Source organism: Ponticaulis profundi, assembly GCF_042659465.1.
GTDB lineage: Bacteria > Pseudomonadota > Alphaproteobacteria > Caulobacterales > Hyphomonadaceae > Ponticaulis > Ponticaulis profundi.
In genome coordinates this window covers 531342-549837 of record NZ_JBHSSW010000066.1, presented here as the reverse complement: position 1 = coordinate 549837, position 18496 = coordinate 531342, and the positions used below count along the sequence as shown (strand labels likewise).

General features: G+C 55.0%; 13 protein-coding genes. 9 read left to right on the top strand and 4 right to left on the bottom strand.

Annotated features, from left to right (window positions below; translation table 11 throughout):
- Positions 1-2: 2 nt before the first annotated feature.
- Positions 3-2132 (bottom strand): glucans biosynthesis glucosyltransferase MdoH, encoded by a 2130-nt coding sequence (mdoH, locus tag ACFQDM_RS18525; RefSeq protein WP_377381968.1) that lies wholly within the window; start codon positions 2130-2132, stop codon positions 3-5.
- On the bottom strand, positions 2132-3847 hold the full coding sequence (locus ACFQDM_RS18520) for a glucan biosynthesis protein (RefSeq protein ID WP_377381965.1): 1716 nt from the start codon (positions 3845-3847) through the stop codon (positions 2132-2134). Before ACFQDM_RS18520 ends, mdoH begins: the two co-directional genes overlap by 1 nt.
- A gap of 323 nt (positions 3848-4170) precedes the next feature.
- Here ACFQDM_RS18520 and ACFQDM_RS18515 point away from each other — a divergent pair, with 323 nt between their 5' ends.
- The 3 genes from ACFQDM_RS18515 (at position 4171) to ACFQDM_RS18505 (ending at position 7026) form a co-directional block, all read left to right on the top strand.
- A complete protein-coding gene (locus tag ACFQDM_RS18515; protein WP_377381964.1) occupies positions 4171-5187 on the top strand; it encodes an NADP-dependent oxidoreductase in 1017 nt (338 codons plus the stop codon).
- A 49-nt stretch (positions 5188-5236) separates the two neighbouring features.
- Positions 5237-6010, top strand: a complete 774-nt coding sequence (locus ACFQDM_RS18510) for an SDR family NAD(P)-dependent oxidoreductase (protein ID WP_377381962.1) — start codon at positions 5237-5239, stop codon at positions 6008-6010.
- Between the two features lie 98 nt (positions 6011-6108).
- Positions 6109-7026: a DUF2889 domain-containing protein gene (locus ACFQDM_RS18505; protein WP_377381959.1), complete on the top strand. Its 918-nt coding sequence runs from the start codon at positions 6109-6111 to the stop codon at positions 7024-7026.
- 8 nt (positions 7027-7034) lie between these two features.
- On the opposite strand, the gene ACFQDM_RS18500 is transcribed toward ACFQDM_RS18505, so the two are convergent.
- Positions 7035-7916, bottom strand: a complete 882-nt coding sequence (locus ACFQDM_RS18500) for a LysR family transcriptional regulator (RefSeq protein WP_377381957.1) — start codon at positions 7914-7916, stop codon at positions 7035-7037.
- 98 nt (positions 7917-8014) lie between these two features.
- Here ACFQDM_RS18500 and ACFQDM_RS18495 point away from each other — a divergent pair, with 98 nt between their 5' ends.
- The 6 genes from ACFQDM_RS18495 (at position 8015) to ACFQDM_RS18470 (ending at position 17120) form a co-directional block, all read left to right on the top strand.
- Positions 8015-9511, top strand: a complete 1497-nt coding sequence (locus ACFQDM_RS18495; RefSeq protein WP_377381955.1) for a CoA-acylating methylmalonate-semialdehyde dehydrogenase — start codon at positions 8015-8017, stop codon at positions 9509-9511.
- A gap of 7 nt (positions 9512-9518) precedes the next feature.
- Complete coding sequence (locus ACFQDM_RS18490; RefSeq protein ID WP_377381952.1) at positions 9519-10295, top strand: enoyl-CoA hydratase-related protein; 777 nt, start codon at positions 9519-9521, stop codon at positions 10293-10295.
- A 33-nt stretch (positions 10296-10328) separates the two neighbouring features.
- On the top strand, positions 10329-11219 hold the full coding sequence (mmsB, locus tag ACFQDM_RS18485; protein ID WP_377381950.1) for a 3-hydroxyisobutyrate dehydrogenase: 891 nt from the start codon (positions 10329-10331) through the stop codon (positions 11217-11219).
- A gap of 114 nt (positions 11220-11333) precedes the next feature.
- On the top strand, positions 11334-12083 hold the full coding sequence (locus ACFQDM_RS18480; protein WP_377381947.1) for an ImuA family protein: 750 nt from the start codon (positions 11334-11336) through the stop codon (positions 12081-12083).
- The gene (locus tag ACFQDM_RS18475) at positions 11974-13863 is read left to right on the top strand and encodes a Y-family DNA polymerase (protein WP_377381945.1); all 1890 of its coding nucleotides are present in this window, start codon (positions 11974-11976) and stop codon (positions 13861-13863) included. Before ACFQDM_RS18480 ends, ACFQDM_RS18475 begins: the two co-directional genes overlap by 110 nt.
- Positions 13860-17120, top strand: a complete 3261-nt coding sequence (locus ACFQDM_RS18470; protein WP_377381942.1) for an error-prone DNA polymerase — start codon at positions 13860-13862, stop codon at positions 17118-17120. Before ACFQDM_RS18475 ends, ACFQDM_RS18470 begins: the two co-directional genes overlap by 4 nt.
- Here the strand turns inward: ACFQDM_RS18470 and ACFQDM_RS18465 are convergent.
- A complete protein-coding gene (locus ACFQDM_RS18465; protein ID WP_377381940.1) occupies positions 17101-18495 on the bottom strand; it encodes an efflux transporter outer membrane subunit in 1395 nt (464 codons plus the stop codon). The genes ACFQDM_RS18470 and ACFQDM_RS18465 overlap by 20 nt on opposite strands.
- Position 18496: the final 1 nt, after the last annotated feature.

Below are 18496 nucleotides of genomic sequence, written 5' to 3'. Positions count from 1 at the left end.
GCTCAGTTTTCCTGAGCGGCTTTATCGCTCGACTCGGTTGTGGCGGCATCCTTTTCAGCCACATTGGCTGTAGATGTCTCTCCGAATTGCTTCTGAATGCGTGAGGATACTCTCGGCGAGTTCATCACAGCCATCAGCTCATTGCGAGATAAGGCGCTGGTGAAGGTGTCCACATCACCGGCGCGCTGAAGACGAGCTTCAGCGGTGGCAAGCGGAATGTGAACTTCCAATCCTTCGAGTGGCCAGACATCATCAATGTAAGCGAGCCGCTTGGTTTGCAGGGCTTTCGAAAGCAGAACGTCTTTCGCATTGGAAACTGGTATGTTGGCATAATGCGCTCTACGCCCTAGTGCCGAAAGATAGATCTCGAAATCGGATTCGATGACGTCTTTGCGGATGGATTTTCCTAGGTAGTAGGACAGGGGAATGGAGAACACCATGCCCAGGGTTGCGGGTGCGAGCCAAGCCGCAAAGATCGGCGAAATCGCAAGCGCGGCCAAAGACAGCACGATCCCCAGAATGGTGGTGCTCATATGCTGACGGGCGACGTCCTTGATCGCATATCCTTCATCTCCGCGCTGCTGCGGCGACCAGCCTGTATCGCGACCGGAAATGATTGCCGACACGGCTGACGTCTGCGACCACATGAGGATTGGGGCAACCAGTGCTGAAATCAGAACCTCACCCAGGCTTTGGCCGATCAGGGATATACCTTTTTTGGGCTCAGCCCAGTCGATCTTGGTCAAGGCTGACAACAGACCGTAGAGCTTTGGCAGCAAAAGGATTGAGATTGTCAGTCCAAAAACGGTCAAGGCCAGTGCGGGGTCGATTACGGGCCAGTGCGGCACAAGCGAGGGTGTGTTGCCGTCGAAGTATTCGGGCCGCAAGAACCGGTTCTGCAGAGAGAGCGCCATACCGACCAGGATAAGAAGCAGCCAGAGCGGTGAGGCGAGATACGACATAATGCCGATGGTCAGGTGCAGTCGACTGGTTGGAGCCAGTCCGCTGGTTCCAAAGAGTACGGGTATATGCTGCAGATTTCCCTGACACCAACGTCGGTCCCGAATGGTCAGATCGATAATGGTCTGGGGGCCTTCTTCGTAAGACCCATGCAGATCTGCCGCAATAATCACTTTCCAGCCTGCACGGCGAAGCAGGGCTGCTTCCACAAAGTCATGCGACAGGATATGGCCGCCGAAGGGGGGCGCGCCTTTCAGTTTTGGCAGGCCGGCTGCTGATGCAAATGCCGAGAGACGAATGATGGCGTTGTGACCCCAGTAATTGCCCTCACATTGCGACCACCACGAAATTCCTGTTCCCAGAACCGGGCCGTAAATCTCAGATGCAAATTGCTGAGCTCGGGCAAAGAGAGTTTTGCCGCCGATAAGCTTTGGCACGGTTTGTATCAAGCCCGACTCGGGGTCGCCTTCCATGCGTGTGACGAGAGTGATCAGCGTTTCAGGCGACATGTAGCTATCAGCGTCATATACGATCATGTGATCATATCGGCCGCCCCAGCGGGTGACGAAATCCTCAACATTGCCTGACTTGCGGGCGACGTTGATGGTTCTGCGACGGTAAAACACTTCGCAGTTTTTGCTTGTGCGCTGACGTAAAATCTCGAAACCCGCTTCCTCCTCAAGCGCGACGGCAGGGTTTGTCGTGTCACTTAGGACAAAGCATTCAAACTTACCTGGCGCTGCTTTGGCGAGTGCTTTCGATGTAGCTTCAATGGTCGCAAAAACGTGTTCTACCGATTCATTATAGACCGGAAATAGGATGACCGTTTTTGTTGTCAGGGCAGTGCCATCCAGCGGTTCAGACTTCTGAAAGTTTCGACGAAGGGATACCAGAAAGCCAATTGTCGCGCTGACAAAGGCAAAGGAAATCCAGAAAATATTGGCAACGAACAGAACCAGCAAAAGCCACTCGAGAGAGGTCATCCCGGTGACTTTCAACACATTGTACATAAGGTGCGTGAGCCAGCCAGCGAGCAAAAGCGTACAGATTGCGACGAAGGTTTTTCGCCACAATCTGGAGGGTGTTTTTGGGGTGCCCGGCTTCTTTGGTTCCTTCAGGCTCTGGGGCCTCATGTCGAGCGGAGCTTCGCGAGGCCTCATCGTTTGAGTCATCAGCCCGCCGTCCAGCGATATAACCAGGTCTCTGAGACCGGATCAGAAATTCGCGTGAGTTGTGCACGAAGTTCAGCCGTCTGGGTGCTTTCTGGCTCAAGCTCAAAGCTGAGACGTGCGCGGTTGTTTTTCAGGTCCGGTGTCAGCGTAACATTGTAGATCCGTCCGCTGGAAGCTGAAACCACGGGCTCCACGTCATCAAGACCAGCTGGATGATTGACGGCGAAGTCAATTACGAACAGGCGCCGCCCGGTAGACTCTGAAAGGCCTGAGCGCGTCGAAATAACAGGCGCCATTGGAGAATTGAATGGAGGGTTCTGGCTCCAGTTCAGACGGTAGGAAAATCTGTAAGAATCGCCAGGCTGCAGCGCATCTTCCAATTGCCATAGCGCAATGATGTTATCGTGATACTCGTTCGGTGTCGGAATTTCAATAAGCATGAGGTCGCCATTGTCCCAACCTTCACCAGGTGTGACCCAGACACTCGGACGGTCTTCATAACGCGCTTCAATATCCTGAAATTCTTCAAAATTGCGGTTACGCTGCATCAGGCCAAAGCCTTGAGGGGCTCGTGAGGCGAAGCTGGAAACCTGCAGCTTGCGCGGGTTGCTCAGCGGACGCCAAACCCATTCGCCATTTGCGAGGCGCGCAGAAAGACCTTCGGAGTCGTGTACACGTGTCCGGAAGTCATCTGCATCAGAGTCGCGATCGTGCGGCGCAAACTGGAACATTGAGGTGACGGGCGAAATGCCGATACGGTTCACTGTTGAACGTGCGAAGATTTCCGCTTCAACATCAATAATGGTGTTGGTGCCTGGCGTGACCCGAAATTGATACGCGCCTGTCAGGCTCGGACTATCCAGAAGGGCATGAAAGACAAAGCTGCCATCAAAAACCTTCGGTTCCTGAATCCAGAATTCACGAAAGGCCGGAAATTCTTCACCTTCAGGTGCTGCTGTGCGAATAGACAGGCCCCGTGCGGATACGCCATAGCGATTGCCAGCGCCGAGCGCGCGGAAGAAGCTCGCGCCTTTGACACTCAGCACCTCGTCAAACTTACCTGCCTGATTGAGAGGAGAAAGCAGACGAAAGCCTGCAAGACCCAGCTGGGCTTTCTGGTCGTCGGTCAGGTCGGACGTGCCAAAACGGAATTCATCTGGATTGAACTCGACCCGGTCTACATTTGTCTCATCGACGACATTAACCGTGATGGGCTGATTGAAAAGATAGCCTCGGGAATCCAATCCGACACGGAATGGAAGCGCGTTGTTCGCGAACAATGCATATTCATCGCGCTGCATGATCTGACGGTACTCGTCATAATCAATGTCTTTGAGGAATTGGGGGCCGTCTTTGGGCGGCTCGTAAGCGCGCTCGGAGCGAGACTTCGCGAGGCTCTTCACCAGATCAAACACTGCTACAGGTTCGGTATTTCGGAACTTTGTTTCCCGTGTTTCGTAAGATGCCGGTGTGGGTCTGGTTGCAGGGCTCAACTGGAAGCGCTGATTATTCGCACTTTCGTCAGAGTCGCTTTGAGACGCAAACTCTTGCGGCTCCAGCATAGTGGCTGGGTCGGCTGATCTTAGTGAGGTGTTTGGAGTTGCTGTTTCCTGACCAGAGCACGCGGCAAGCGCTCCTGCAGCAGCGAGTGCAACAATACTCGTTCGACCAAAGCGAAACATCGCCAAAAAGCGATTTTCGGACTTCAAATCCATTTTAGATTGTCCTTTTGCCCCGAAAATGAAACAGCAGTCTGAGCTTCCTAACGCTCATATAAGCATGCGGTTTCACAGCGTCTGCATTTTATCCAAAATTGTGTCTTGAATGTGTGCAAACTTCTCGAAGTGCGAAGAGAAAGACCATTCTAACCGCGATATTGCGACTGCAGGCAAAATTATTGTGCAATTCGCTGCTGTGCGTATCGATACAAGAAGAACCTGAAACTGCGAATCTCCTGCCGCTGGGAGAACTTGAAAAGTCGCGCGGCTTCCTCTTACTGAACACAAACACTGCACAGCAGGCATGAGGGAGGAACATGATGACTAAGAACAGAAGCTGGATTTTAAGATCACGCCCAATCGGAGATGTGAAAGAGAGCGATCTTGAATTGGTCGAAAGCGAAATGCCGGATCTGGCAGATGGTCAGGTTCGTGTTCGTACCATTTATCTGTCTCTCGATCCGACAAACCGCATCTGGATGAGCGATATGGATTCCTATCTTCCGCCTGTGGGAATTGGTGATCCGATGCGCGGCGGTGGCCTCGGTGTTGTAACGGAAAGTAAAAACGACAAGGTCGAGGTTGGAAGCAAAGTGCTTACCGGACTGTCGACATGGTCCGACTATAACGATGTCGATGGCAACGCTGTGACAGTCTTGCCGGAGCTGCCTGGTGTGCCGCTCACGGCCTGGATGGGGCCGATCGGCGCAACTGGCATGACGGCTTATTTCGGCCTAATGGATATTGGCCAGCCAAAGGCCGGTGAAACCGTGGTTGTTTCCGCCGCTGCAGGTGCTGTCGGATCCATGGTTGGGCAGATCGCTAAAATCCAGGGATGCCGGGTTGTTGGTATTGCCGGGTCTGACGACAAATGCGCATGGCTGCGTGAAAAAGCCGGCTTTGATGCCACCATCAACTATAAGCGTGAGGATGTCGGCGCAGCGCTCGATAAGCATTGCCCGGACGGCATTGATATCAACTTTGAAAATGTTGGTGGTGATATCATGGACCAGGTCATCGGCCGTCTAAACGACTTTTCCCGTATGCCCCTATGCGGACTGATCTCGAGCTATAACGCGACAGAGCCGGTTCCGGGGCCATATAACTTCGCCAACCTTCTGATGCGCCGGACGCTCGTCAAAGGTTTCATCGTGATCGACTATTATTCGCGCTTCGCCGAAGGCATTGAGGCCATGTCGAAATGGCTCATGGAAGGGAAAATTGTGTTCGAAACGGATGTGGTTCAAGGGCTGGAAAATGCGCCAGCGTCCCTGGAACGTCTGTTCTCTGGAAAGAATCTGGGCAAGCTGGTTGTTCAGGCCTCTGACGAGAGCTGAGCGCTGTCCGAAATATTTTTGCAACTAAGCATGCCTGGGGAGGAATGCGATGGACCTGAAACTTGAAGGAAAGGTGGTCTTTGTTGCGGGCGCAAGCCGCGGCATTGGCCTTGGTATCGTTGAAACGTTGCTGGAAGAAGGTGCAAGAGTTGCGATTGCGGCGCGAGGTGAGGCAGCGCTGCAGGAGCAGCATGAGCGTCTTGCCGGGAAATATGGCGCTGATCGGCTATGGTCGAAGTCAGGTGATTTACGTCAGTCAGAGACCATCAATGCGATGGTCGATGACATTGAGCGCGATTTCGGCCCACTTTGGGGCGCCGTCGCGAATGTTGGGCTGCATCCGTGCCCTCCGGGCTCGGATGTGGACGATGAGACTTGGAGTGCAGGTCTGCAGCAAAACCTCGATAGCGGCTACCGGCTTGCGCGCGCTTGCCTGAAATACATGGAACCTCGTGGAGAAGGGGCGATCCTGTTTATCAGTTCGATTGCAGGGCTCGCTGCTTTGGGGACGCCGCTGACATACGGCACCTCCAAGGCTGCGATGAACCATCTTTCCAAGGAACTCGCTCACATTGTCGGGCCGACCGGTGTTCGCATCAATACGATTGCGCCAGGGAACATCATTTTTCCGGGTGGAGACTGGGAGAAACGTTCCACAGGGGAGCGTGCAGATGCCTGGCTCCGCTGGATTAAACGTGAGGTTCCAATGCGGCGTTTCGGCAAGCCTGAGGAGATTGGCTCGGCTGCTGCCTATCTGCTAAGCCCGCGTGCGAGTTTTGTCACCGGCACTGTGCTGCCGGTTGATGGCGGACAGACGAAGTAGGCTAACCATTGGCATCCCTTCAGGCGATAACGGATATTGGCACGGCAAGAGCGCCTGCGGAGACAGCAGGCTGTGTGCCAGTCCGCAGGCCGAATTCTGTGCGTCGCACATCTTCGATTGAAACGCTGTTTCCCGAAGGGCAGGACCGCATCCAGCATATGCGAGGGCGTGCGCGCGACTTGTGGACGGGGGACGCCCTTAGTGACTCGCGCGTCCTGTCTGAGGATGAAGTTCGCATACAGTCATCAGATGACCGCATCATTATGGCCGCAGAGATTGACGGCCTGGACGCTGAAACTACAAGCAGGCTCGTCGGACTACGTGCTGGTGGGCAGCTGCGTGGTGCAAATGCGGACCTCAATCCCGGCATGAAGGAGGGCGGTACACCGCTTCATCTCTTGCTCGACGACATGGCGGTCGCAACGCTTGTTGCTGGCTGGGTCTGGTCTCAATGGTGGGATCCTGCGAATGGAGAGATGGAATCACGCCACAAAATGGAGGGCGTGTGTATTGGCTTTCATCCCGGCTCCGATGCGCTGACAGATGATGGCCGTCCGCGCGTCGCCATTCAAAACTATGGTGATGTGCCGCCTATGGGAAATCCGGACGATCCGATTGGCTGGCACGCGGAAATCCCCGATCCGAGTATCGTGAGTTCCATGCGTTCGCGCTTTCTGGATGTCTGGAAAACGCAGAATGGACTGCATGTTGAAGCTGGCTTTCAGGATAGCGGGACGGTTCCCGGAGGCGGGCGCCGCGCCGTGCACGAATATCGTGTCCATCTCACAGCAGATCCTGAGACACTGGAGATCACGTCTCTGACTGCAGATCCGCGCATCCTGCCATACAAGGAATGTCCGGCAGCCGTTCACAATGTCCAGAAGCTGGTCGGAACACGCTTGCCGGAGCTTCGGAGCAATGTCGTTCAACACCTGAAAGGCACGCTTGGCTGCACCCATCTGAATGATGTTTTGCGTGGACTTGCCGATGCGAATTATCTTCTGAAGGCCCTTTAGGGCCGCGCTTACCGGAAGGTTTCGGCTCTGGTTTTGACCAGGCTCACCAGATACTCTGTCATCAATCGGATGCGCGCAAAGTCCTTCACGTCTTCATGCGTGGCAAGCCAGAAGGTCCGTTCTACCGCAACGTCATCGCTCAGCACTTTCACGAGCTCATCATGGCGTCGGGCAAGAAAGTTTGGCAGTATACATAGCCCGAGCCCGGACCGTGTCATTTCCAGCTGACCTAGAATGCTTGGGCTGCAGATATGAGGGCTGAGCCCGGGAAGCGTATCTCCGAAATAACGAAGTTGCGGTGCGTAGATGAGATCATCGACATATCCAATCAATCTATGAGCAGCGAGGTCAGCGATCGACTGGATCGTCTGCGCGCGCTCGAGATATTGACGACTGGCGTAAAGCTGTAGGCGATAGTCGGTCAGCTTTCGCACCCGCACCCGTCCGGTTTGCGGACGTGCGAGCAGAATCGACATATCAGCCTCACGTTTTGAGACACTCACAAAACCCGATAATGTGATCAGATCGAGCTCAACAGACGGCCATTGATCACAGAAGTCCCGGATGGAAGGTGCGATCACGCCGGTGCCGAACCCTTCTGTGACGCCAAGACGAATTTTGCCGGTGATGGCCTGGTCCTTTTCACCGGCACGCAGGAGTGCAAGGCTGGCGCTTTCCATCGCTTCGGCATGTTCCACCAGGTCTTCACCTTGTGCGGTCAGGATGTGGCCGCGGCGCGTACGCTCAAACAGCGTCTGGCCAAGTGAGATCTCCAGACGGCGCAAATGCCGGCTGAGCGTCGTTGGATCAATTTTCAGGTTCGCGGCAGCCTGTTCAAGACGAGGCTGACGACTGACCGCAAGGAAGAGTTTCAGATCGTCCCAGTTCATTTTGTCCGCATTTCTGCAGCCAATGGCTGCAATCTTTGATCTGTACCAGAGAAATTGCGGGTTATACGTTGATCGTCAAGAAATAAGGGAGAACGTCCATGCGAGAATTGCATCATTTCATTGATGGAAAGACGGTCACCGGTACCTCCGGTCGCTTCTCTGACATCTATAATCCGAATACAGGCGAAGTGCAGGGCAAGGTCGTCCTGGCGACAGATGCTGAAGTCGATACGGCTGTACAATCAGCGTTGAAAGCACAGCCTGAGTGGGCGGCAATGAATCCGCAGCGCCGCGCGCGCGTTATGTTCAAGTTCAAGACACTGCTCGAAGAGAACATGCAGGAACTGGCGGAACTTTTGTCGTCTGAGCATGGCAAGGTGGTTGCTGACTCGGTTGGCGATGTGCAGCGCGGGCTGGAAGTCATCGAGTTTGCGTGCGGTATTCCGCACCTCCTGAAAGGTGAATACACCGAAGGTGCAGGGCCAGGCATTGATGTCTATTCCATGCGTCAGCCGCTCGGCGTGTGTGCTGGCATTACGCCGTTCAACTTTCCGGCCATGATCCCGATGTGGATGTTTGGTGTATCCATCGCCTGCGGAAATACCTTCATCCTGAAGCCTTCTGAGAAAGATCCATCTGTGCCGCTTCGCCTTGCGGAACTCTTCATGGAAGCAGGAGCACCGGAAGGCGTTCTGAATGTCGTTCAGGGCGATAAATCTTCTGTCGATGCGATCCTCACGCACAAGGATATCAAAGCGGTCAGTTTTGTCGGCTCGTCCGATATAGCGCATTATGTCTATTCTACCGGAACGGCGCATGGAAAGCGTGTTCAGGCCATGGGCGGCGCGAAGAACCACGGCATCATCATGCCGGACGCTGATATGGATCAGGTCGTGAAAGACATTGTCGGCGCAGCCTTTGGTTCAGCAGGGGAGCGCTGCATGGCTCTGCCTGTGGCGGTCCCGGTTGGCAAGAAGACCGCTGATGAGTTTGTTGAGCGTATGCTGGCAGAAGCCCAGTCTCTGAAAGTTGGCGTTTCAACAGACAAAGAGGCGCATTACGGGCCGGTTGTTTCCGCGGCGCACCGGGCCAAGGTGGAAGACTATATTCAGATGGGCGTCGATGAGGGCGCAGACCTCCTTCTCGATGGACGCGGGCACTCGCTCCAGGGGCATGAAAACGGCTTTTTCATTGGCCCGTCACTGTTCGACAATGTGAAGCCGGAAATGAAGGCCTATCAGGAAGAGATTTTTGGTCCTGTCCTGCAGGTAGTTCGCGCAGAGAGCCTCGAAGAGGCAGCTGCGCTTCCAAGTCAGCACCAGTATGGCAATGGCGTTGCTCTGTTTACGCGTAATGGTCTTGCCGCACGCGAATTCGCTTCGAAAGTAAATGTTGGCATGGTCGGCATCAACGTGCCAATCCCGGTGCCGGTGAGCTATCACAGCTTTTCTGGCTGGAAGCGCTCCGCCTTTGGCGACCATAATCAGTACGGCATGGATGGCGTGCGCTTCTACACCAAGGTGAAGACAGTGACGCAGCGCTGGCCAGACGGTGACATCGCCGACCAGTCCTTCATTATTCCAACCATGCAATAGGTGCGAAATGAGCGACTATAAGACGATTACATTTGAACAGAAGGGCCGCGTGGCGGTCGTTACGCTGAACCGCCCTGACAGCCTGAACGCGCTAAATGCCGAAGTCATGGCTGATGTTGCCGAATGCTTCGCCGCGATTGATCGCAACAAGGATATCGCGGTTTCGGTAATTACCGGGGCAGGCCGGGCCTTTGCCGCCGGGGCTGACATCAAGGAGATGCAGCCGCAAAGCTTCTCCGACATGTATGTTGAGGACTATTTTGCAGGCTGGGACCGGTTTGCGGTGTGTCGCAAGCCCGTCATCGCGGCGGTGAATGGTTTCGCGCTGGGCGGCGGCTGTGAACTCGCCATGATGTGCGATCTCATCATTGCATCAGACAAGGCGAAATTCGGTCAGCCGGAGATCAAGCTGGGCGTTACGCCGGGCATGGGCGGCTCCATCCGTCTCACCAAGGCGATTGGCAAGGCCAAAGCCATGGATCTCGTTTTGACCGGCCGCATGATTGACGGTGAGGAGGCGGACCGGATCGGTCTGGTGTCTCGCGTCGTGCCGCATGATGAGCTGATGGATATCGCTCTGAAGGCTGCTGATGAGGTCGCGGGCTTTTCCATTCCGTCCATTATGGCGGCAAAGGAAATGGTCTCGCGCGCGCTCGAATTACCGACGACAGAAGGTGTGAAGTTCGAACGTCGTCTCTTTCAGGGATTGTTCGGAACAGAAGATCAGAAAGAAGGCATGGCGGCATTTTCTGAAAAACGCGCTGCCAATTTCCAGGACAAGTAATTCAGGCTCGGCAGAAGCCATAGGGAGAACAACATGTCCAAAATCGGATTTATCGGTCTCGGCAATATGGGCGGTGGCATGTGTGCCAATCTCGTCAAAGCCGGTCATGATGTGAAGGCTTTTGACCTGAACGAAGCCGCAGTTGCAAAGGTTGTTGAGGCTGGCGCTGATGCCGCGTCAAGCATTGCAGAAGCTGTAAGCGATGTAGACGCTGTGATCACCATGCTGCCTGCAGGCAAGCACGTGCACAGTGTTTATTTCGGTGAAGATGGCGTGACAGCACATGCGCCGCAAATGGCCGTTCTGGTAGATTGCTCGACCATTTCTGTCGAGGAAGCACGTGCAGCCCATGAAAAGTCAGAGGCAGCAGGCTATCAGATGGTTGATGCGCCGGTTTCGGGGGGTGTTGCTGCGGCCGAGGCCGGCACACTGACCTTCATGGTGGGCGGTGCAGAGGATGCGTTCGACAAAGCGCATCCTTTTCTCGACATTATGGGGAAGAATGTTTTTCACGCAGGTGATAGCGGGAATGGTCAGGTCGCCAAGATCGCTAACAATATGCTGCTCGGAATTTCGATGATTGGCACCTGCGAAGCATTCAATCTGGCAGAAAAGCTTGGACTGGATACGCAGACCTTTTTTGATATTTCATCGACGGCCTCCGGTCAGTGCTGGTCCATGACAAGCTATTGTCCTGCACCGGGGCCCGTGCCGGCCGCACCCTCGAACCGCGACTATCAACCAGGCTTTGCCGTGGCGATGATGTTGAAAGATCTGAAGCTTGCTGCAGGTGCTGCAGAAGGTGCTGGCGCGAACATCGCCTTCGGTAAACTGGCAGAACAGATCTATGAGGATCTTGCGGGCGCCGGTTTTGATGGTCTCGATTTTTCTGGCGTCATGCGTCGCGTGAAGGGTGAAATATAAACGCCTGAAAAACAAATGAAAAACATTCAAAAGGCTGATGCGTTTGCATCAGCCTTTTTTCTTGCCCTGATTCGTTGCTCTTGACTCTACATAAGAAGAACAAAATAAGAACATATGGGTAAGATGGATCAGATACATCCGGCAGTTTTCCGCTTTGGTGATGCATCAGAAGCGGCAGGGTCGCAGGCTGGGCATAGCTTTCCTTTTGGCTTGGGAGAGAGTGGCCTGCATGAAGTTTGTGAAAGTCGGTTTGGTGATCTGGCTGCTTTAAGCGGGTTTGTTTTGGCGACGGCGCAACTGCGCTCAGGCGCAATTGCCTGGATTGGACAGCGTGTCCTTTCCAGTGAACATGGGACATTGATGATGGCGGGTCAGGCCTCGCTTCGACGCGACTGTCGTCACATTCTTTCCATTCGGACGCAGACCTTATCGCATTCATTATGGGCGTTGGAGGAGGTCATCTGTTCTGCAGCTGTCGGTGCGGTGATCGCAGAGCTTGAGCAGCCGGACTTCACAGCATCGCGCAGATTGTTGCTTGCGTCAGAGCGATATGGCGTTCCGGTGATCCTGTTGCTTCCGTTTCGTGCGGAGGGGGCAACAGCGGCAACGGCACGCTGGCGCGTTCAACCTGAACCTTCTTCCTTCAACCGTTTTGACCCGCATGCGCCTGGTAATGCGCGTTGGTGTGCGCAACTCGAACGATCGCGCATGGCACCCGATCAGGTTGGACGTAGGTTTTATGTGGAGCTGGATCATGAAACGCTTTCTCTCCGTATGGTTTCCGGAATGGCCACTCACGCGCCTGCGTCGCGCCCGAAGAGGAAGGACAAGGGGAACAGCGAGACAATCCGCGCAACTGGCTGAAGAGCGGCGCGCGCCCTTCGTTCTGGTGGAAAGTGGGGCTCATGGTTTGCGAGTGGTGGCTGCGAATGAAAGCGCGCGTTCGGCCGGAGTTAGCGAGGGCCTGCGTTTTACAGATGCGCGCGCTCGACTTCCTTCGATCGATAGCGAGGAGATCGACCGCGCCGGAGATGCAAGGGCCCTCCATCATCTCGGAGACTGGATGATCCGAATTGCGCCACTTGTCGCGTTGGATGGTGATGATGGGCTGATGATTGAAACAACAGGTTGCGCGCATCTCTATGGCGGTGAAGCGGCCATGGTTCAGAGTATCTCTCAGCTTTTATACCGAGAAGGAATTGAGCACCGGCTTGGGCTCGCAAGCACGCCGGGAGCTGCCGGAGCAATCGCCCGTGCCCGATCAGGCGTTATTCTGCCAGATGGAGATGAAGCGGACGGTTTGGCGGATTTGCCGGTGGCTGTGCTGCGTGTGTCCGAAAAGGCCGAAACCCTTCTACGCCGCTTTGGCCTGACGCGTATTGGTCAACTCTATGGTCTGGATCGCAAATCACTGGCGCGGAGGTTCCACTCTCGAGAGGCTGCGGATGCTGTGGTGTTGCGTCTGGATCAGGCACTCGGCTTACGCCGAGAGCCCCTGAAGCCTTTACGTCCTCCACCGGATTATGCGGCGCGGCTTCCCTGTCCTGAACCGCTCTTATCAACAGAAGGGTTGGTCGCGGGACTGGAGAAATTGGCAAGTCAGCTCTGTGAAGACTTGAAAACCCTAGGGCAGGGCGCGCGTGAGTTCACCCTCTTTGCCTATCGCTGCGACGGTGACGTGAAGCAGGCATCTATCCGACTGGCGCGTCCGTCTTCTGACCCGATCCATCTTCAAAAGTTGTTTGCAAACCATATGGAACGGATCGATCCGGGTTTTGGAATCGACTTTCTGACCCTGGAAGCGCGTCATGTCGGTAGGCTCAACCTGTCCGTTCGGGCTCTGTCTGGTGCGCTGGCGGGCAGCGATGTGGATGAGGTCAGCCTGGCTGCGCTGTCTGACCGCATTTCAGCGAAGCTTGGTGTAGAGAGTGTGCGGATATCGCAGCCGCATGAAAGCTATTTTCCGGAACGCTCTGAGCACTGGAAAAGCTTTGAGGGGGAGTTACCGGAAACCGCGATTACGGCACAGATAGACAGGCTCAGGCCGATCCGGCTGTTTGATCATCCAGAACCTCTGGAGGTGCTGGCGCAGGTACCTGATGGCGCGCCGCAGCGCTTTTACTGGCGCAGGATTTTGCGTGTAATTGCCTGGGTTGAAGGACCAGAGCGGATGGCACCGGAGTGGTGGCGTTATACCGCTCCGCCTGCTGCTGCGCCGAGCCCTGAGGGGAGCGACCGTAAATGGCTTACCCCGCGCGCAGATCCGCGAGCGGATGCGCAAATTATCGCTCGAGCCCGCAAGGAAGCCGAGGCCGCAATTGATGAAAGTGAGCATGTCATTCGTCTTCGGCCCTCTGCTTTCTCCGCAGGCCTGACGCATGAGCCGCAGAGTAAGCTCTTACAGTCTGTCATCAAAGCCTGCGATGAGGTCAAGGAAAGCGAACAGATCGAGCAGGTCTGGCTGCGTCAGGCTGAGATGGAAGATGCAAGGCGCGCTGAAATGCGCCGTCATATGCCGCGGGCACGCGACTATTACCGCGTCGAGGATGAGCGCGGCGGTCGCTACTGGATTTTTCGTGAAGGGCTTTACGGTGATGGACGCGGCGGGCTCCCACAATGGTTCATCCATGGCGTGTTTGCATGACCGGATATGCAGAGCTCGCCATCACAACAAATTTCTCCTTCCTGCATGGTGGTTCGCATGCTGAGGAACTGGTGCGTCAGGCTAAGGCGCTGGGCCTGTCTGCCATCGGTGTGGCCGATCGAAATACGCTGGCGGGCGTTGTGCGAGCCCATATCGCCGCCAAAGAAGTAGGCCTCAGACTGCTGGTCGGTGCAAGATTGATCCCGCAGGATGGGCCCGAGATGCTATGCTACCCGAAAGATCGTGCCGCCTATGGTCGACTTTCTCGCTTGATTTCTGAAGGCAAGCTCAATGCAGATAAGGGCGATTGCCGGATCAAGCTCAGCGATATTATGCAGCATGAAGAAGGACAGGTCATTATCATCATGCCGCCGGACAGGCCGGATGAACACTTCTGTGAAACACTGCTGTTTCTTGGCAGACGTTGGTCCGGACGTGTTTATCTGGCTGCCCGCTATACCTATCAGGGACGCAATCGCGAACGCCTTGCGCGCTTGTCAAAGATGAGTTCGCAGGCTGGTGTTCCACTCATCGCGGTCAATGATGTCCTGTATCACACGCCAGAACGACGTCCCTTACAGGATGTGCTCACCTGCATACGCACGCATTGCACTATTGAAACAGCCGGTTTTCGTCTTGAAGGACATGCCGAACGCCATCTCAAATCACCTGAGGAAATGCTGCGGCTTTTTACAGGTTTTGAAACGGCTCTGCATCGAACGGAAGAGGTTGTTCAGGCATGCTCTTTCTCGCTTGATGAGCTTGCATATGTTTATCCTGATGAGCCGGTCCCGCCGGGTATCACACCGCAGCGACATCTCGAAAACCTGGTACGCCAGGGTAGCGAGTGGCGATACCCAGATGGTGTGCCGGAGAAGGTACAGGCCGCACTTCGCAAAGAGCTGACCTTGATTTCAGAACTTAATTACGCACCGTATTTCCTGACTGTGCATGACATTGTGAAATGGGCGCGCGATGAGAATATCCTGTGCCAGGGCAGGGGGTCTGCTGCAAACTCGGCGGTCTGTTTCTGCCTTGGTATCACCAGCGTGGACCCGGATCAGAGCAGTCTTTTGTTCGAGCGATTTCTGTCAAAGGAACGCAAGGAGCCGCCGGATATCGATGTAGATTTTGAACATGAGCGTCGTGAGGAGGTCATTCAGTATGTCTATCGTCGCTATGGTCGCCATCGCGCGGCACTCACGGCTACGGTCATTTCCTATCGGCCCCGCTCAGCCGTCCGTGAAGTCTGCAAGGCATTGGGCCTTTCAGAGGATGTCTCATCTGCCTTGTCTGGTACCGTCTGGGGTAGCTTTGCCGGTACGTTGAAAGCACATCACATTGCCCAGGTCGGTCTGGACCCGAACAATCCGATGATCCGACGCGCCATTCAGATCACACGGCAACTGATTGGGTTTCCAAGGCATTTGTCTCAGCATGTCGGTGGTTTTGTCCTGACCCAGACGCCATTAGTCGAAACAGTTCCGATCGGTAACGCCGCCATGGTGGACCGGACCTTTATTGAATGGGACAAGGACGACATTGAAGCCCTGGGAATTATGAAGGTCGATGTGTTGGCCTTGGGCATGCTCACATGTATTCGAAAAGCCTTTGACATGCTGGACCGGCACAAAGGCATATCGCACACACTTGCCAGCATTCCGGCAGAAGATAGCGCTACATATGACATGCTTTGTGAGGGCGACAGCCTAGGTGTGTTTCAGGTCGAGAGTCGGGCTCAGATGAACATGCTGCCGCGCCTGAGACCACGCACATTTTATGATCTGGTGATTGAGGTAGCGATTGTCCGACCAGGCCCCATTCAGGGAGATATGGTGCATCCTTATCTGCGCCGACGCAAAGGACTGGAAACCATTACCTACCCAAGTCCGTCACCTGAACATGGCCCGCCTGATGAACTGGAGCGTATCCTGAGCCGGACCATGGGCGTGCCTTTGTTTCAGGAACAGGCGATGCAGATCTCAATTGATGCAGCGAAGTTTACAGCAGAAGAGGCCAATGGGTTGCGTCGCGCTATGGCGACATTTCGCAAAGTCGGCACGATCCAGAATTACGAGAATATGATGGTTGGTCGCATGGTGGAGCGCGGATATGATGAAGCGTTTGCGCAGCGATGTTTCGATCAGGTCAAAGGCTTTGGCGATTATGGCTTTCCAGAAAGCCATGCGGCGAGTTTCGGTTTGCTTGTCTACGTCTCGTCCTGGCTGAAATGCCATCATCCGGATGTTTTCTGTGCAGCGCTTCTGAACAGTCAGCCCATGGGGTTTTATGCTCCGGCACAGATTGTGCGCGATGCGCGTGAGCATCAGGTCGACGTGCGTGAAGTGGATGTGAACTTTTCAGACTGGGATAATCGGTTGGAAGATCGCGTACCTGGAGATCGGTACTGTCCAGTGCGTCTCGGCTTCAGACAGATTGATGGGCTGCGAGAAGACGAAATCAGCAAGCTTATTCAGGCGCGTGGGACGGGCTATCTAAGTCTGGATGCAATTCGCCGTCGGTCCGGCGTGACAAGAGCAACTCTGGAAACACTGGCAGCGGCAGATGCCTTCCGCTCCATGGGCATGGATCGCCGCGCTGCGCTCTGGGCTGTGCGCGGGGAGGCAAACGGAGAAAGTCTTCCGCTTTTTGCATCGACCGATGCTGCGGAACAAGCCGAGGAGGTTCAGGCTGAACTACCGCTTATGCCGGCCTCAGAACATGTTATTCAGGATTACCAGACGACACGTCTTTCGCTAAAAGATCATCCCATGCGCTTTTTAAGGGCGCAGTATAGTTCACAGAAAATTCTGACCACGCAGGAGGCTTGTGCGCTCCGGAATGGTGGACGTGTGCAGACGGCAGGTGTTGTGCTTGTGCGCCAGCGCCCTGGGTCTGCCAGTGGCGTTTGCTTTATCACGCTGGAAGATGAAACTGGTATTGCCAATCTCGTGATCTGGCCAAAGGTTTTTGAGCGTTATCGGGCCATTGTCATGGGCGCGCGCATTCTTGCAGTGAAAGGGGTGATCCAGAAGGCTGACAATGTGACTCACCTGGTCGCTCACACGCTAGAGGACCGAACGCCGGATCTGCGTCTTTTGAGCGAGGATGTACAGAATGATCCGCTCAAACATGCCTTAGACCGTGCCGATGAAGTGACGCGTCCGGTTCCGGAGGGACGCAGCATGGCATCCCGAACTTCAGGACGCCATCCACGAAATGTCCGTGTCATTCCGTCTAGTCGAGATTTTCACTAATGGAGGCCAAGGGCGATGTGCTCTCCTGCCATCCGCCGCCGAGCGCGACATACAAATTGACGGCCGCGATGAGACGTTCGCGGTAATTGTCGACCACATCTGCAGACGCTGAATCATAGCTTTGTTGCGCATTCAGTAGACTTGTCAGATCATCGGCGCCAGCGCGGTAGCGGATCTCTGCAATTTCCAGAGCGCGTGCGGCTGACGCTTCTGCCGTCACAAGATGAGGCGCGCGTTCCTCATTGGCTTTTAATGCGCTTAGACCCGTGTCGACTTCCTGAAGGGCAGACAGGATGGATTGTCGGTAGGACGCCATAGCGGAATCAGCCCGGGCTCGGGCACCTTCCAGCTGGCTTTGCAATTGTCCGCCCGTGAAGATCGGGAGAGTTACGGATGATGACAGAGAACCAATCGGATCAAACCCGTCCAGCAGGACACTGCTGATACCTGCGCCAAGATCAAATGAAGGCAGGAATGATTTGCGCGCAATCTCCACATCCAGCTGAGCTGATCGCAGACCCGCCTCTGAACTCAGAAGGTCGGGTCTTTGCGTCAGCAGGGAGGAGGGAAGCCCAGCCTCAATACCAGGCGCCGCGACGCTCATCAGGTTTGTGTCTGCAACGGAAAATCCTTGGGGGGCAACGCCAGTCAACGTCGCCAGTGCGGCTTCAAACCCGGAAATCTGGTTCTCGAGTTGCGGGATGCGTGCACGAGTTGTTGCAAGGCTTGTCTGCTGGCTCGCCATGTCAAAGCCGGAGACATCACCGGCCTGATAGCGCGCCTCCACGATCCCATAGATACGCTCGGATATCTCGAGAGAACGCTTGGCGACATCCAGCTGATATCGCGCCGCGAGCAGATTGAAATAGTTCGCCGCAACATCTGATTTGATCGCTAACTCGACAGCGCGTTGATCATACTCTGCCGACTGCAGCGATAGTTCTGAAGCTTCGATGTTCAGGCGGTTTGTTCCAAAGACGTCCAGCTCATAAGACGCGGAAAGACGGCCTGATGCAGAGATGTCATCAAGCCCATTCTCCGTATCGCTGCTGGCAGAAGCGCTTCCGGAAACCTGAGGAAAGAGGCTTGCGCGTGATGACGCCAGGTTAGCGCGTGCAGCCCGAAGATTTGCCAGTCCAATCTCAATGCTCGGATTCGCTGCCAGAGCTTGTTCCTGCAGCTCGTTCAGCGTTTGGTCGTTGAAAAGCGACCACCAGTCAGCATCTTGTGTTTCGATGGAGGCCAGATCTTCGGCGTAGTCGTATGTATCCGGCAGATCCATGATCAGTGTAGCGCGCTCTTCCGGTTCCGGAACCACGGCGCAACCCGCCAGAGCCGCGAAAAGAGAAAGGGTAACGAACAGTTTCGTCTTCATG